This window comes from Nostoc sp., from assembly GCF_036917675.1.
Taxonomy (GTDB): domain Bacteria; phylum Cyanobacteriota; class Cyanobacteriia; order Cyanobacteriales; family Nostocaceae; genus Nostoc.
In genome coordinates, this window is record NZ_JBALCT010000014.1 from 36242 (window position 1) to 49820 (window position 13579).

24 protein-coding genes are annotated in these 13579 nt (G+C 44.6%); 22 read left to right on the top strand and 2 right to left on the bottom strand.

Translation table 11 applies throughout. The annotated features are described in order from the left end of the window. The first annotated feature begins 5 nt into the window (after positions 1–5). Positions 6–410, top strand: a complete 405-nt coding sequence (locus tag V7K31_RS03835) for a hypothetical protein (RefSeq protein WP_442941204.1) — start codon at positions 6–8, stop codon at positions 408–410. 116 nt (positions 411–526) lie between these two features. Here V7K31_RS03835 and V7K31_RS03840 read toward each other — a convergent pair whose 3' ends face one another. Next, positions 527–1066: a DUF3172 domain-containing protein gene (locus V7K31_RS03840; protein ID WP_335092724.1), complete on the bottom strand. Its 540-nt coding sequence runs from the start codon at positions 1064–1066 to the stop codon at positions 527–529. A 593-nt stretch (positions 1067–1659) separates the two neighbouring features. Between V7K31_RS03840 and V7K31_RS03845 the strand changes: the two genes are divergently transcribed. Together V7K31_RS03845 and V7K31_RS03850 are read left to right on the top strand one after the other, a co-directional pair. Further along, positions 1660–2487 (top strand): ABC transporter permease, encoded by an 828-nt coding sequence (locus V7K31_RS03845; protein WP_335092726.1) that lies wholly within the window; start codon positions 1660–1662, stop codon positions 2485–2487. Between the two features lie 74 nt (positions 2488–2561). After that, complete coding sequence (locus V7K31_RS03850; RefSeq protein ID WP_335092727.1) at positions 2562–3035, top strand: GNAT family N-acetyltransferase; 474 nt, start codon at positions 2562–2564, stop codon at positions 3033–3035. A gap of 66 nt (positions 3036–3101) precedes the next feature. Here V7K31_RS03850 and V7K31_RS03855 read toward each other — a convergent pair whose 3' ends face one another. Further along, on the bottom strand, positions 3102–3578 hold the full coding sequence (locus V7K31_RS03855) for an NAD(P)H-quinone oxidoreductase subunit N (RefSeq protein WP_335092728.1): 477 nt from the start codon (positions 3576–3578) through the stop codon (positions 3102–3104). Positions 3579–4133: 555 nt separating this feature from the next. Between V7K31_RS03855 and V7K31_RS03860 the strand changes: the two genes are divergently transcribed. From V7K31_RS03860 to V7K31_RS03950, 19 genes are all read left to right on the top strand, one after another. Next, positions 4134–4322, top strand: coding sequence for a hypothetical protein (locus V7K31_RS03860; protein ID WP_335092729.1), 189 nt, complete (start codon positions 4134–4136; stop codon positions 4320–4322). A 170-nt stretch (positions 4323–4492) separates the two neighbouring features. Beyond that, positions 4493–5125 carry a 50S ribosomal protein L3 gene (gene rplC, locus V7K31_RS03865; protein ID WP_335092731.1) on the top strand — a complete coding sequence of 211 codons (633 nt, stop codon included), beginning with the start codon at positions 4493–4495 and terminating at the stop codon, positions 5123–5125. 150 nt (positions 5126–5275) lie between these two features. Beyond that, complete coding sequence (rplD, locus tag V7K31_RS03870; protein WP_334825721.1) at positions 5276–5914, top strand: 50S ribosomal protein L4; 639 nt, start codon at positions 5276–5278, stop codon at positions 5912–5914. After that, positions 5907–6221 (top strand): 50S ribosomal protein L23, encoded by a 315-nt coding sequence (locus V7K31_RS03875; RefSeq protein ID WP_179068331.1) that lies wholly within the window; start codon positions 5907–5909, stop codon positions 6219–6221. The genes rplD and V7K31_RS03875 overlap by 8 nt, the downstream gene beginning before the upstream one ends. A gap of 154 nt (positions 6222–6375) precedes the next feature. Beyond that, positions 6376–7239 (top strand): 50S ribosomal protein L2, encoded by an 864-nt coding sequence (gene rplB / locus V7K31_RS03880; RefSeq protein ID WP_335092732.1) that lies wholly within the window; start codon positions 6376–6378, stop codon positions 7237–7239. Positions 7240–7382: 143 nt separating this feature from the next. Then, positions 7383–7661 (top strand): 30S ribosomal protein S19, encoded by a 279-nt coding sequence (gene rpsS / locus V7K31_RS03885; protein ID WP_012410721.1) that lies wholly within the window; start codon positions 7383–7385, stop codon positions 7659–7661. 80 nt (positions 7662–7741) lie between these two features. Further along, positions 7742–8098, top strand: coding sequence for a 50S ribosomal protein L22 (gene rplV, locus V7K31_RS03890; protein ID WP_069070777.1), 357 nt, complete (start codon positions 7742–7744; stop codon positions 8096–8098). Positions 8099–8151: 53 nt separating this feature from the next. After that, entirely contained in the window at positions 8152–8931 is a 780-nt protein-coding gene (gene rpsC, locus V7K31_RS03895) for a 30S ribosomal protein S3 (RefSeq protein WP_334825531.1), read from the top strand. 73 nt (positions 8932–9004) lie between these two features. Continuing rightward, positions 9005–9430 (top strand): 50S ribosomal protein L16, encoded by a 426-nt coding sequence (gene rplP / locus V7K31_RS03900; protein WP_012410718.1) that lies wholly within the window; start codon positions 9005–9007, stop codon positions 9428–9430. Between the two features lie 3 nt (positions 9431–9433). After that, positions 9434–9661 (top strand): 50S ribosomal protein L29, encoded by a 228-nt coding sequence (gene rpmC / locus V7K31_RS03905; RefSeq protein WP_300420121.1) that lies wholly within the window; start codon positions 9434–9436, stop codon positions 9659–9661. A gap of 6 nt (positions 9662–9667) precedes the next feature. Then, positions 9668–9916 (top strand): 30S ribosomal protein S17, encoded by a 249-nt coding sequence (gene rpsQ / locus V7K31_RS03910; protein WP_100901244.1) that lies wholly within the window; start codon positions 9668–9670, stop codon positions 9914–9916. Positions 9917–9962: 46 nt separating this feature from the next. Then, positions 9963–10331, top strand: a complete 369-nt coding sequence (gene rplN / locus V7K31_RS03915; RefSeq protein ID WP_334825529.1) for a 50S ribosomal protein L14 — start codon at positions 9963–9965, stop codon at positions 10329–10331. After that, the gene (rplX, locus tag V7K31_RS03920; RefSeq protein WP_196518358.1) at positions 10331–10684 is read left to right on the top strand and encodes a 50S ribosomal protein L24; all 354 of its coding nucleotides are present in this window, start codon (positions 10331–10333) and stop codon (positions 10682–10684) included. Before rplN ends, rplX begins: the two co-directional genes overlap by 1 nt. A 116-nt stretch (positions 10685–10800) precedes the next feature. Further along, positions 10801–11361, top strand: a complete 561-nt coding sequence (gene rplE / locus V7K31_RS03925; protein WP_334825527.1) for a 50S ribosomal protein L5 — start codon at positions 10801–10803, stop codon at positions 11359–11361. 8 nt (positions 11362–11369) lie between these two features. Beyond that, positions 11370–11771, top strand: a complete 402-nt coding sequence (rpsH, locus tag V7K31_RS03930; RefSeq protein ID WP_012410712.1) for a 30S ribosomal protein S8 — start codon at positions 11370–11372, stop codon at positions 11769–11771. A gap of 79 nt (positions 11772–11850) precedes the next feature. Then, positions 11851–12399, top strand: a complete 549-nt coding sequence (rplF, locus tag V7K31_RS03935; protein WP_335092733.1) for a 50S ribosomal protein L6 — start codon at positions 11851–11853, stop codon at positions 12397–12399. A 2-nt stretch (positions 12400–12401) separates the two neighbouring features. After that, on the top strand, positions 12402–12764 hold the full coding sequence (rplR, locus tag V7K31_RS03940) for a 50S ribosomal protein L18 (protein ID WP_334825525.1): 363 nt from the start codon (positions 12402–12404) through the stop codon (positions 12762–12764). A gap of 106 nt (positions 12765–12870) precedes the next feature. After that, entirely contained in the window at positions 12871–13398 is a 528-nt protein-coding gene (gene rpsE, locus V7K31_RS03945) for a 30S ribosomal protein S5 (RefSeq protein WP_069070766.1), read from the top strand. 41 nt (positions 13399–13439) lie between these two features. Then, positions 13440–13574 (top strand): hypothetical protein, encoded by a 135-nt coding sequence (locus tag V7K31_RS03950; RefSeq protein WP_335092734.1) that lies wholly within the window; start codon positions 13440–13442, stop codon positions 13572–13574. Positions 13575–13579 lie beyond the last annotated feature (5 nt).

Sequence of the window (13579 nt, forward strand, 5' to 3'; positions counted from 1 at the left end):
AGGTTTTGGCGACACTGAAACCAGGTAAATATTTAGAAGGATGTCCAGCGATCGTTACATCATTGTCATCAATAATCAGTTTGACGTTGGTGAATGTGGGTACTGTCACGACTGAGACATTACGGATGATTCGTGCAGATTTGTGTATGTTGGGGGTTTGCAGTTTGCATCCAGAGATTGGGATTAGTGTACCTAACCTAGATGAAGCGCACGTCAAACGAGCCATGATTGCTGGATCGGCTGAGGTAGTAGGATTAGTGACAGCAGAAAAATTGGACACGGCTGCTCCTTATCTAGTGGAGTCTATTCGTGCCCTGACTTACCTAGTAACAGCACCTACAGTATCTAATAATATGCTGAGTGCTTACAAAGCTTTAGGTTTGACCATTATCCGTGATGAGTACGCATGATCTGATTTAGCAAATGCGATCGCTGGGGACTGGGGAGAAAAGGAGAATAACTCCTAACTCCTGTACAGACGCGATTAATCGCGTCTCTCAGCACTCCCCATGCCCCATTCCCAAATCTAAAATCTGTCCGTTTGCTGAGGTGTTCCAACTGCTCCTGGTTGAGCGGTGAAGAAGTTTTGAGCAGCTTCGTTCTGATATATGCATCTAATATCAGGTTTCTCACTGTCTAAATTACCTGTAAAGCCAAAAGTGTTCAGGCGATTTTTGCACTCATTTACCTGCTCGGATGTCACCAGCTTACGTTGCTCTAAAATTGCCCAGTCATTTTGTCGAATTACACATCCAGGACGCATACTCGGCTGGGCAACATAAACATTAAAAGGGTTGAGAGTAACGAATAATCTAGCGTCCATCACCATAGCGCTAGCTCCATACTGCACACAAATTTCAGGGTTTGGTGCTTTGAGATCAATAAATTCACGGGAAGCTACATTTGATGGAGCCAACGTCGTTGTAGAACTAAAAGCAATGCCAATCCCAATTCCCAAAATCAACACCCCTCCCATAATTGCGATGGTGAAGAGGTTAAACATCGGGGATTGGAAAATAGAGGGTTTAGAAGTAGTTGCCGATTTACCAGTGGGTTTACGTCTCATTGTTGCTTAATCACCTTCACGCCGATTTGGGAGGGAGTAGTCTAAAGTTGTCTCCCTTTTTCAGTATGCCTATTCTTGACTGTAATTGCCTGTGACTTTCTGGACGATATTCTTGTTAAATAAGAAAAATAGGAACTTATCTAGAAATCTGGACAGAATTTCAACATAGTACACTGTGGGGAAAATTTGCCTACATTTAACCAGTTGCTCTGAGCAACTTGTCTGGCTAATTGAAATGATAGCTGAATTTATGCCAAGCCCTACTAGTCACTTATTGTTTATATCTGGAATATATTGGTGAGTATTTTTTATTTATTTGGTCATTAACCAATTGCTATTAGTTATGACCTTTCTGCTACTTGACTTGTTAATTACTTATGTATTCTATTTATAGATTATACCATAGGTTTGATTTTTATCAGACATTCTTAATTGAATTTTCACAATTAATCCAGTCAGAATACTTAGATTATCTACCTTTTGTTGTTAATTTTCAACTTTTAGGTTCAGAGATTTTTGTTACCCCTAGTAATTCATGTGTCAAACAATGTAAATTAAAAATTAATGAAATTTTGATAAGTAATTGAAAGCACGTGACATCTCAAAGAGCGCTACTTTCGGGCAAGAGGTTCAAAACTTCGCAACTTCAAATCCTCCTAGCTGATAGCCTAACTATTTTTTGGGGAGATTGGTTAGATTTACGTGTGAGACTTGTACAAGTTGCTGCATCAGGCTTAATATCTCCACTGATATATATTTTAGCTTTTGGCTTAGGTTTGGGTAGTTCCATCAAACCCGGCTCAGGGATTAGTGGTAACTATAATAACTATTTGGAGTTCATATTACCGGGGATGGTGGCACTATCCTCGATGACAATTAGCTTTGGTGGAACGACATTTTCGATTTGTGGAGACAGATTATTTACCAAAACCTTCGAGGAATTGTTGTTAACTCCCATACACCCCTTAGCGTTGCACATCGGTAAAATGCTGGCGGGAGTAGTGCGGGGGTTGATGACATCCGGTTCCGTGATTTTGGTAGCGCTGCTGTTGACTGGAAACTGGAATTTTCTCAACCCACTATTTCTACTGTTGGTGGTGCTGAATTGTGCGGTATTTGCTGGATTAGGGGTGATTGTGGGGTTGAGTGTGCGATCGCTCGAATCAGTTGGACTCTACAACAATTTTATAATTATCCCCATGTCATTCTTAGGAGCGACCTTCTTTGACCCTGATACATTACCAGTTGCCCTGAAAGTCGTAGTTTACCTGTTACCGTTGACCTACGCCAGCATCGGACTGCGTGCAGCTGCCCATTTACCCTTGTCCCAGTTTCCTTGGTATAGCATACCGATTTTGCTGGTGATAGCGATCGCTCTTTCTCTGTGGGGTGGTTATAAATTTGCTCACCAACAGGATTAAAATAAATAGTCTCTAAATCTTGTAACCATTCCAGATACCCGCTTATACCGTTTCTGCAACAAATTACAGAACTTATGCTGATCCGCACCGCTACAACAGCTGACGTACCCGCAGTTTTACCAATGGTTGCCAAAATTTGTGCTTTGCATGAGTCATGGGATTCCGCCAAGTATGGTTTTCTGGCGCATCCAGAACAGCGTTATGAACAATGGTTGATGCGTTTGGCAAATAGCGATGGCTTTGCCGACGCTTCCAGCGTACGCAGTGTATTTGTCGTATCAGAAAATGAAGGCCAACTTGTAGGGTTTTTCGTGGCGACAATTGAGCGAGAAATACCAATTTATCGGTTAGAGGAATTTGCTTTTATTCATGATATCTGGGTTGAGCCGGAATATCGCCAAAACGGAATTGCGCGGCAGATGGTAATGCTAAGTATTGAACGCTTTCATCAGATGGGGATCAAGGAAATTTGTCTAGATACAGCAGTTGCTAACGAGGCTTCACGGCGGTTATTTGCATCTTGTGGTTTTCGACTCAGCATTATTTAAATGCTGATTGAATTGAGTCATTAGTCATTAGTCATTTGCTAATAACTAATGACTAATGACTAATGACTAACTAGCTAACAGAGTCTTTTCTAGAGAAGTCCAACGGAAGGCGCGATCGCCACCTCTCTCAATTACTACTCTGACTCGTGGTTCTAGCTGAGGCAAATTCGCTAAATACTCAAGTTCCTCATTGGAAAGAATATGCCCTTCAATAATCCACAACACCAGCCCCTTTGACTTTGGTGGTAGCTGTTCTAGATGAGAACTAATAATTGGTGGCAGATAGTATACATAACCTACTGCCGCACCACTACCAGTACTTTTTTTACCAAGATGAGGAGGTCTGACTCCATGAATTCTTGTGAGATAGGCAGCTACGTCGCCCAGTCCCTTGGCAGTAATGTGGAGGGTGGTATAACCAGCTGCGCGTAGTCGGCGCTGATATCGACCTTCATAACCTCCTTCCAGAGGTACATACACCCCAAGAGCGCCAAATTTTTCCAGATCGCGGATTAAACCGTTGCCAGTGGTAATTAGTGCCATAGATTTTCGTCTTATCCCACTTAGATATCTCTATTATTTACCCTGAACCGATAGATTAAGTTAAAGCATTTGGGACAGAATGGCCATTTCTTTAGTCCTCAGTCCCTACTCTCCAAAAATAACTCTATAAATTACTGGACAAATATAAATAAATAATTTATATTATTAGATTGTGACCAAGCACGCAAATTAGACAGCCTTCTTACTGTCATTCTGAGGTAGTGTTAGCTTCAATTGCTGATCGCTTAATCCAAATAGGATAATCTAACTCAGATTGCTCATAGACTGGTAAACTAAGAAAGCTTTCAGGTCAAAATTGGAGCTTATGGACGAACAACCAAAGCTAATCCTAAGCTCCAGATTACATTTACTCCTGTGCCTCTGAAAAAGTAGGCAAAATCTTAAACAATAGTTTAAGGTATTTAAGGAAGTAAAAACTGAGCAGCAATGTTGGTTTATGGCATTACGTTAGTCTCAGTTAACGGATACTGGGCGGTAAGAATCGCTTAAGTCCAACTGCAACACGGCAGTAGCCAAGCTCCGGGAATCCGTTTTATGGACGTATATAAATCGGAAAACCCGCCGACAGCGCTGCTCCAGAAAGTGCCAGAGCAATTGCTTGGACGAAAGCATTGCTGCACACAGCCGAAAGCTGTAGCGCCTTGCATTGATTCCAGAAGTTACTCTTCCCAATGGGAAGGGACTTGTGGCTGTTCTGGTGATCTAGTGAGTGAAGCTAAATAGATTCACCAAGCAGTACGGACACGGTTTGTTGTGTCCCAAAGCATTTGGAGCGGTTTATATTTAAGCCATTCCAAATTTCGTAGGCTAACCCAGCCTTAACTGATGCGTACAAAACGTGTCCTCTAGAGTCCAATTTCAAGGTCAGCAAGTAGAAAGGAGAACCAGTTACTGTGTCTGTAGGTATTCTCGGCACCAAGCTGGGCATGACCCAAATATTTGACGAAGCAGGAGTAGCCATTCCTGTGACTGTCATTCAAGCAGGTCCATGCACCGTTACACAAGTTAAAACGAAACAAACCGACGGTTACTTTGCCATTCAACTTGGTTATGGCGAAGTCAAACCAAAGGCACTGAATAGACCACTACTGGGTCATTTGGCTAAATCATCTGCCCCAGCATTGCGTCACCTAAATGAGTATCACACTGATAGCTCTAGTGATTATGCTTTAGGTCAACAGATTAAAGCAGATATTTTTAGTGCGGGTCAAATTGTCGATGTAGTCGGCACAAGCATCGGTCGTGGCTTTGCGGGAAACCAGAAGCGTAACAACTTTGCTCGAGGTCCCATGTCACACGGTTCCAAAAACCACAAAGCGCCCGGTTCTATTGGTGCTGGGACAACACCAGGTCGTGTCTATCCAGGTAAGCGGATGGCAGGGCGTTTAGGTGGGAAACGCATCACAATCCGCAAGCTGACCATAGTGCGAGTTGACCCAGAACGCAACTTATTACTAGTTAAGGGAGCCATTCCTGGTAAACCGGGCGCTCTCGTGAGTGTTGTGCCTGCAAAAATAGTGGGATAGTCAAAAGTCATTAGTCAAAAGTCATTAGTCAAAAGTCATTGGCTAAGGACAAATGGCAAAAGACCAATGACAAATGACGCCACTTGCTTCACCTCTCCCCTTGGGAGAAGACCGCAGTGGCTCACAAATGACAAAGGACAGATAACAAAGATGGTTGAAAGCGTAGTTAAAAATTGGCAAGGAGAACAGGTCGGTGAGACGACCTTCGAGTTGCGCGTTGCCAAGGAAGAAACAGCGTCTCATATTGTGCACCGCGCCTTAGTACGGCAATTGACCAATGCTCGTCAAGGAAACGCCAGTACAAAAACTCGTGCTGAAGTCAGAGGTGGTGGCCGTAAACCTTGGCGACAAAAAGGTACTGGTCGCGCTCGTGCTGGGTCGATTCGTTCACCACTATGGCGTGGTGGTGGTGTGATCTTTGGGCCAAAGCCCAGAGACTTCAACCTGAAGTTGAACCGCAAAGAGCGACGTTTGGCACTGCGGACAGCATTTGTCGGTCGCATTGACGATTTGATTGTGGTAGAAGAATTTAGCACTGAGCTATCTCGCCCGAAGACAAAAGACTTAGTGGCAGCACTTGCCCGTTGGGGAGTAGTGCCAGAAAGCAAGGCACTGTTAATTTTGTCTGAAATTGCGGATACAGATAATGTTTATTTGTCAGCCCGCAACATTGAAAATTTAAAACTAATTGCAGCCGACCAGTTAAATGTTTTTGATTTACTGCACGCTGACAAAATTGTAGTTACGGCATCAGCCCTAGAAAAAATTCAGGAGGTCTACAGTGCCTAGCTTTGACCCCCGCGACCTTGCCGACTTAGTGCGTCGCCCAATAGTCACCGAGAAGGCGACTATCTTGATGGAGCAGAATAAGTACACCTTTGAAGTAATTCCAAAGGCATCTAAGCCAGAAATCAAGGCTGCGATCGAAGACTTATTTCAGGTCAAGGTTGTAAAAGTCAACACCATTCTACCACCGCGTAAAAAGCGGCGCGTTGGTAAATTTATTGGTTATAAACCCCAATATAAGCGAGCCATTATTACCGTCGCACCTGGGGATGAAGACAAGATTAGACAAGTTCTATTCCCAGAAGTCTAGGAATTTTAGATTTTAGATTTTAGATTTTAGATTGAGGAGTTTACTCAATAAGTACCAAAGATGGTCGCAATTAGTTAAACACTCATTAAATCCAAAATCCAAAATCCAAAATTAAGTAAATCCAAAATCCAAAATCCAAAATCCAAAATAGATTATGGGTACTCGTTCTTATCGCCCTTATACCCCCAGCACTCGCCAAGTTACAATCTCTGACTTTGCGGAAATTACCAAAACCGAGCCAGAGAAATCCCTAACAACCTCGAAGCATCGCGCCAAAGGTCGGAATAATCGCGGGCGGATTACTAGTCGTCGTCGGGGTGGCGGACACAAACAGCTTTATCGGATCATCGATTTTAAAAGGGATAAACATAATATTCCTGCCAAAGTCGCAGCGATTGAATACGATCCTAACCGCAATGCCCGAATTGCCCTTTTGTATTACCAAGACGGCGAAAAACGGTACATCCTCCATCCTAATGGGTTGAAAGTTGGAACAATAGTTATTTCTGGATCTGAGGCTCCCTTTGAAGATGGTAATGCCTTACCGCTCTGGAAGATTCCCTTGGGTACTAGTGTTCACAACGTAGAATTCACTCCTGGTAAAGGTGGTCAAATTGTCCGTGCTGCTGGTGCTAGCGCCCAAGTCGTGGCAAAAGAAGGTAATTATGTAACTCTCAAATTGCCTTCAGGAGAAGTTCGCTTGATTCGACGCGAGTGCTACGCCACCATTGGGCAAGTAGGCAACACAGATGCTAGAAACCTGAGTGCAGGTAAAGCCGGACGAAATCGCTGGAAAGGTCGCCGTCCTAAGGTGAGAGGTAGCGTCATGAACCCCGTGGATCACCCACATGGTGGTGGTGAAGGTAGGGCACCTATCGGTAGATCAGGTCCTGTTACACCTTGGGGTAAACCCACATTGGGTGCGAAGACACGCAATCGCAAGAAACTCAGCAGCAAATTGATTATACGTCGTCGCCGTAAGTCTTCCAAACGCGGTCGCGGTGGTCGTGAATCATAGAATTTTAGATTTTAGATTTTGGATTTTAAATTGGGGTCTACTTGTGAGCATTGAAAATTTGTGAAACTTGATTAAGATACCTAATTATCCAAAATCGGAAATTCTAAATCCTAAATCCTAAATCCTAAATCCAAAATTGAACTATGGGTCGTTCTCTAAAAAAAGGTCCTTTCGTTGCGGATCATCTGCTAAAGAAAATTGAAAAGCTCAACGACAACAACAGAAAAGAAGTTATTAAAACTTGGTCACGAGCTTCGACGATTTTGCCCCTAATGGTAGGTCATACCATAGCTGTTCACAACGGACGCCAACACGTTCCAGTTTTTGTAAATGAACAGATGGTGGGACACAAGTTGGGGGAATTTGCCCCGACACGCACCTACAGGGGTCATGGAAAAAGCGACAAAAAAGCAGGTAGGTAGTCATTAGTTATTAGTCATTAGTCATTAGCTAAAGACAAGTGACAAATGACAGATGACAAATGACAAAATTGGAGAAAATTATGGCTACTAATACTACTGAAGTAAAAGCGATCGCTCGTTTTATCCGCATCTCGGCCTACAAAGTGCGTCGCGTACTCGATCAAATCCGGGGGCGATCGTACCGAGAAGCACTAATCATCCTGGAATTCATGCCCTATCGCGCCACTGAACCCATATTGAAGGTTCTCAGAAGCGCTGCTGCCAATGCCGAACACAACGCTGGGTTAGATCGGACTCAACTAGTAATTACTCAGGCTTATGCCGATCAAGGTCCGCCGTTGAAGCGGTTCCAACCAAGGGCGCAAGGTCGAGCTTACCAAATTCGCAAGCCTACGTGTCATATTACTGTGGCTGTTGCAGCCGCCCCAGAAAAATAAGCACGCTTACACGAATAAATTGCGTAAAGTAAGAAATTTTAGAGGAAGTATTCGTGGGACAGAAGATTCATCCAGTTGGTTTTCGCCTGGGTATTACACATGAACATCAATCCCGTTGGTTTGCTGTTCCTCATCGCTATCCAGAACTTTTACAAGAAGACTACAAACTCCGTCAATACATAGAACAAAAGCTGGGTAGACTGGCTCAAAACAACGCCGGAATTTCTGAGGTGCGGATTGAGCGCAAAGCTGACCAAATCGACTTAGAAGTACGCACAGCTAGACCAGGTGTAGTAGTGGGGCGTGGCGGGCAAGGTATCGAATCCTTGCGTACCGGACTCCAAGGACTCTTGGGTAGTAATCGCCAAATTCGCATTAACGTAGTTGAAGTTCAACGAGTTGATGCTGATGCCTATCTGATTGCCGAATACATTGCTCAACAATTGGAACGCCGGGTTTCCTTTCGCCGGGTAGTGCGGCAATCGATTCAGCGTGCCCAACGCGCTGGTGTCCAAGGTATTAAAATCCAAGTCAGTGGTCGGCTCAACGGTGCGGAAATTGCCCGGACAGAGTGGACTCGTGAAGGTAGAGTGCCTTTACATACCTTACGGGCTGACATTGACTACTCTTATTGCACGGCAAAAACTGTTTACGGCATTCTGGGCATCAAAGTGTGGGTGTTTAAGGGAGAAATTATCCCTGGACAGGAAGAAACTCCGCTACCACCCGCAACCCGCGATCCTCGGGATCGCGGCGATCGCGATCGTGAACCCCGGCGCCGTCAACAACAACGTCGTCGCCAGCAATTTGAAGACCGCTCAAATGAAGGATAAATCTTCATTAGTCATTAGTCGTTAGTAAATGGCAGATGACAAATGACAAATGACAAATGACAAGTGACAAACCATGTTAAGTCCTAGAAGAACTAAATTCCGCAAACAACAACGCGGACGGATGGAGGGACTAGCCACCCGTGGTAGCACCCTCAACTTCGGTGATTTTGCACTCCAAGCTCAAGAACCTGCTTGGATTACCTCCCGGCAAATCGAGGCTTCCCGTCGGGCAATGACCCGTTATATTCGTCGGGGTGGACAAATCTGGATTCGGATTTTCCCTGATAAACCCGTAACCATGCGTCCTGCTGAAACCCGGATGGGTTCCGGTAAAGGTAATCCAGAGTTTTGGGTAGCGGTAGTCAAGCCAGGGCGAATTTTGTTTGAAATCGGTGGGGTTTCTGAAGAAATCGCCCGTGAAGCTATGCGCTTGGCTTCATTTAAACTGCCCATAAAAACTAAGTTTATTGTGCGCTCTCAACCACAGGAGCAGGAGTAGCTGATGCCTCTTCCCAAGATTTCAGAAGCTAGAGAATTAAGTGACGAAAAGCTCTCTGATGAAATTGTCGCGATCAAAAGACAACTATTTCAGTTGCGCTTGCAAAAAGCCACCAGACAACTAGAAAAGCCTCACCAGTTCCGACAAATCCGACACCGCCTAGCCCAATTGCTGACGGTAGAAACAGAACGCAAACGGGCAGCAAGTCAATCGGCTAAAGAAGAAAAGTAGAAGATTATGGCAGTCAAAGAACGAGTTGGCTTGGTAGTGAGCGATAAAATGCAAAAAACTGTGGTAGTCGCCATAGAAAACCGCGCTCCTCACCCCAAGTACGGCAAGATTGTAGTTAACACTCAACGATATAAAGTTCACGACGAAGAAAATAAGTGTAAAGTAGGCGATCGCGTTCGCATTCAGGAAACTAGACCCCTGAGTAAAACCAAGCGCTGGAAAATCACAGAAGTCCTGAACGTCAAACCCACTTAAACCTCATCGTTGTTAGTTTCTAACAACATTACAAGGGAGAATAATTGTGATTCAACCCCAGACTTACCTAAATGTTGCAGATAATAGCGGTGCCCGTAAACTAATGTGCATCCGTATTTTAGGTGGAGGCAACCGCCGTTATGGTTTTATCGGTGATAAAATTATCGCCGTCGTCAAAGATGCTACACCCAATATGGGTGTAAAAAAGTCTGATGTCGTGGAAGCAGTAATTGTCCGAACTCGGAAAGCTGTATCTCGTGACAGTGGCATGAGTATTCGCTTTGATGATAACGCCGCTGTGATCATCAACAAAGACGGTAATCCCAGAGGCACACGGGTTTTTGGCCCAGTTGCCCGGGAACTGCGCGATAAAAACTTTACTAAAATTGTTTCTCTGGCTCCGGAGGTGCTTTAATGGCAACCAAACAGGGTACGCCCAAAGTATTCCACAAAATGCACGTCAAAACTGGCGACACCGTACAAGTGATTGCTGGCAAAGACAAAGGAAAAGTTGGCGAAATTACTCAGGCACTTCCCCAACTGAGTAAAGTTATTGTCAAAGGTGTCAACATTAAAACCAAGCACGTCAAACCCCAGCAAGAAGGGGAATCAGGGCGGATTATTACCCAAGAATTCCCGATTCATAGCTCTAACGTAATGCTTTATTCCACTAAGCAAAACGTTGCCAGTCGTGTTTGTTATACCTTTACTTCAGAAGGCAAAAAGGTCAGAAAACTCAAGAAAACTGGCGAGATTCTGGATAAATAGTTAGAAGTTAGGAATTGAGAGTTAGGAATTAAATTTAACTCATAACTCATAACTCATAACTCATAACTCATAACTTTGTTCCCTGACCAAGCCCAGGGATATCAGGACAAAAAACTATGCCGACAACAAGACTCAAAAGCTTATATCAAGAGACAATCGTCCCCAAACTGATCAATCAGTTTCAATATACCAACGTTCATCAAGTACCGAAGTTGGTAAAGGTGACGATTAACCGAGGTTTGGGTGAAGCAGCTCAAAATGCGAAATCATTAGAGGCATCCATCAACGAAATCGCCTTGGTAACAGGTCAAAAACCAGTGGTGACACGGGCGAAAAAGGCGATCGCTGGCTTTAAGATTCGTCAAGGGATGCCTGTGGGGATCATGGTTACTCTCAGAGCCGAGCGAATGTATGCCTTTTTCGACCGATTAGTTAGTCTATCACTGCCCAGAATTCGAGATTTTCGCGGCGTTAGCCCAAAAAGCTTTGACGGACGCGGTAACTATACTCTGGGTGTGAGAGAACAGCTAATTTTTCCAGAAGTCGAGTACGACAGCATCGATCAAGTCCGTGGGATGGATATTTCCATCATCACCACAGCAAAAAACGACGAAGAGGGTCGCGCCTTACTTAAAGAATTAGGAATGCCCTTTCGCGATCAAGAAGTTCATCAATAGAGGGAACGATGGCGGCTAACGACACAATTGCAGATATGCTGACGCGCATCCGCAATGCCAACCTGGCACGGCATCAAACTACACAAGTGCCAGCTACAAAAATGACCCGGAGTATTGCCAAAGTGCTACGGGAGGAAGGCTTTATTGCTGAAATCGAAGAAGCAGAAGAAGGGGTAAAACACAATCTGGTGATTTCCCTGAAATACAAGGGTAAAAACCGTCAGCCTCTGATCACCGCCTTAAAGCGAGTGAGTAAACCTGGCTTGCGTGTTTATTCCAATAGAAAAGAATTACCAAGGGTACTAGGTGGCATTGGCATTGCCATTATTTCTACATCCAGTGGGATTATGACTGACCGCGAAGCGCGGCGTCAGAACTTGGGTGGGGAAGTGCTTTGTTACGTTTGGTAGTCATTGGTCATTAGTCATTTGTCATTAGTGAAAGGCAAAGGACAAAGGACAAAGGACAAATAACAAAGGACAAAAAGTCATGTCTCGTATTGGTAAACGTCCGATTACCATTCCCGCCAAAGTCCAAGTGGCGATTAATGGTGCGAATGTTGTGGTGAAAGGCCCAAAAGGAGAACTTTCTCGCACTCTAACAGCTAATGTCTCAGTCTCTCAAGAGGGAGAAATATTACACGTAACCCGTCGGGATGAAACTCGTACCTCAAAGCAACTGCACGGCTTGAGCCGTACTTTAGTTGCCAACATGGTCGAGGGAGTTTCCCAAGGTTTTCAGCGCCGTTTGGAAATTCAAGGTGTTGGTTACAGGGCACAACTTCAAGGGGGTAACCTAGTTTTAAATATGGGTTACAGCCATCAGGTGCAAATTGTTCCCCCAGATGGAATTCAATTTGCAGTAGAAGGTACCACTAACGTCATTGTCAGCGGCTATGACAAAGAAATCGTCGGCAACACAGCCGCAAAAATTCGTGCCGTTCGTCCACCAGAACCTTACAAAGGTAAAGGCATTCGCTATGCCGGTGAAGTGGTCAGACGAAAAGCTGGTAAGACTGGTAAGGGTGGTAAGAAGTAAAAATGAAACTTACTCGTAGAGAATCAAAAAACCGTCGTCATCGACGCGTTCGGGGTAAAGTTATTGGCTCCCCAGAACGTCCGCGTTTAGCGGTGTTCCGTTCTAATGAGCATATTTATGCCCAATTAATTGATGATACTCAGCATCAAACCATAGTGGCAGCATCGACTTTAGAACCAGAGTTGAAATCTAGTTTAGCGTCATGTGCAAACCGCGACGCATCGGTGCAAGTTGGTAAGTTGATCGCAGTCCGATCGCTAGAAAAAGGCATCACCAAAGTAGTCTTTGATCGCGGTGGTAACTTATATCATGGTCGTGTCAAAGCACTAGCTGATGCAGCACGCGAGGCTGGTTTAGATTTCTAAAGTCATTGGTCATTAGTCATTGGTCATTAGTCATTGGACAAATGACAAAAGACAAATGACAACTGACAAATGACAACTGACAAATGACATTAACAGAGCATTGATTATGGCAACAGAGCGTAAAAGTAAAACAAAGCGTGCCAAAAAAGAAGAAACCACTTGGCAAGAACGGGTAATCCAAATCCGACGCGTGAGCAAAGTGGTCAAAGGAGGTAAGAAACTCAGCTTCCGAGCGATCGTTGTCGTCGGTAACGAACGCGGTCAAGTTGGTGTTGGAGTAGGTAAAGCCTCAGATGTAATTGGCGCCGTCAAAAAAGGCGTAGCCGACGGCAAAAAACACCTGATTGATATCCCAATCACCAAATCCAATTCCATCCCCCATCCCATTGATGGTGTCGGTGGCGGTGCAAAGGTGATTATGCGTCCAGCCGCACCTGGTACTGGGGTAATTGCGGGTGGTGCTGTACGGACTGTGTTGGAATTGGCAGGAGTTCGTAACGTCCTAGCCAAGCAACTTGGCTCCAATAATCCGCTCAATAATGCTAGAGCCGCAGTTAACGCCTTATCAACACTGCGTACCCTTTCTGAGGTCGCCGAAGATCGCGGTATTCCTATTCAAAATCTCTACATCTAAGTGGTTATTTGTCTGTAGTCCCTAGTCTTTTGCTCTTAGCTATGACAAACGACCCTTTGGGTTCGCCAGTTGCTCATGAGGGAAACCCCCAAGACCGCACTGGCTCACAAACGACAAATGACGCCACTTGCTACTACAAGCCGGGAAACCCGTCCAAGGCAATGGCTTATAAATGACAAAC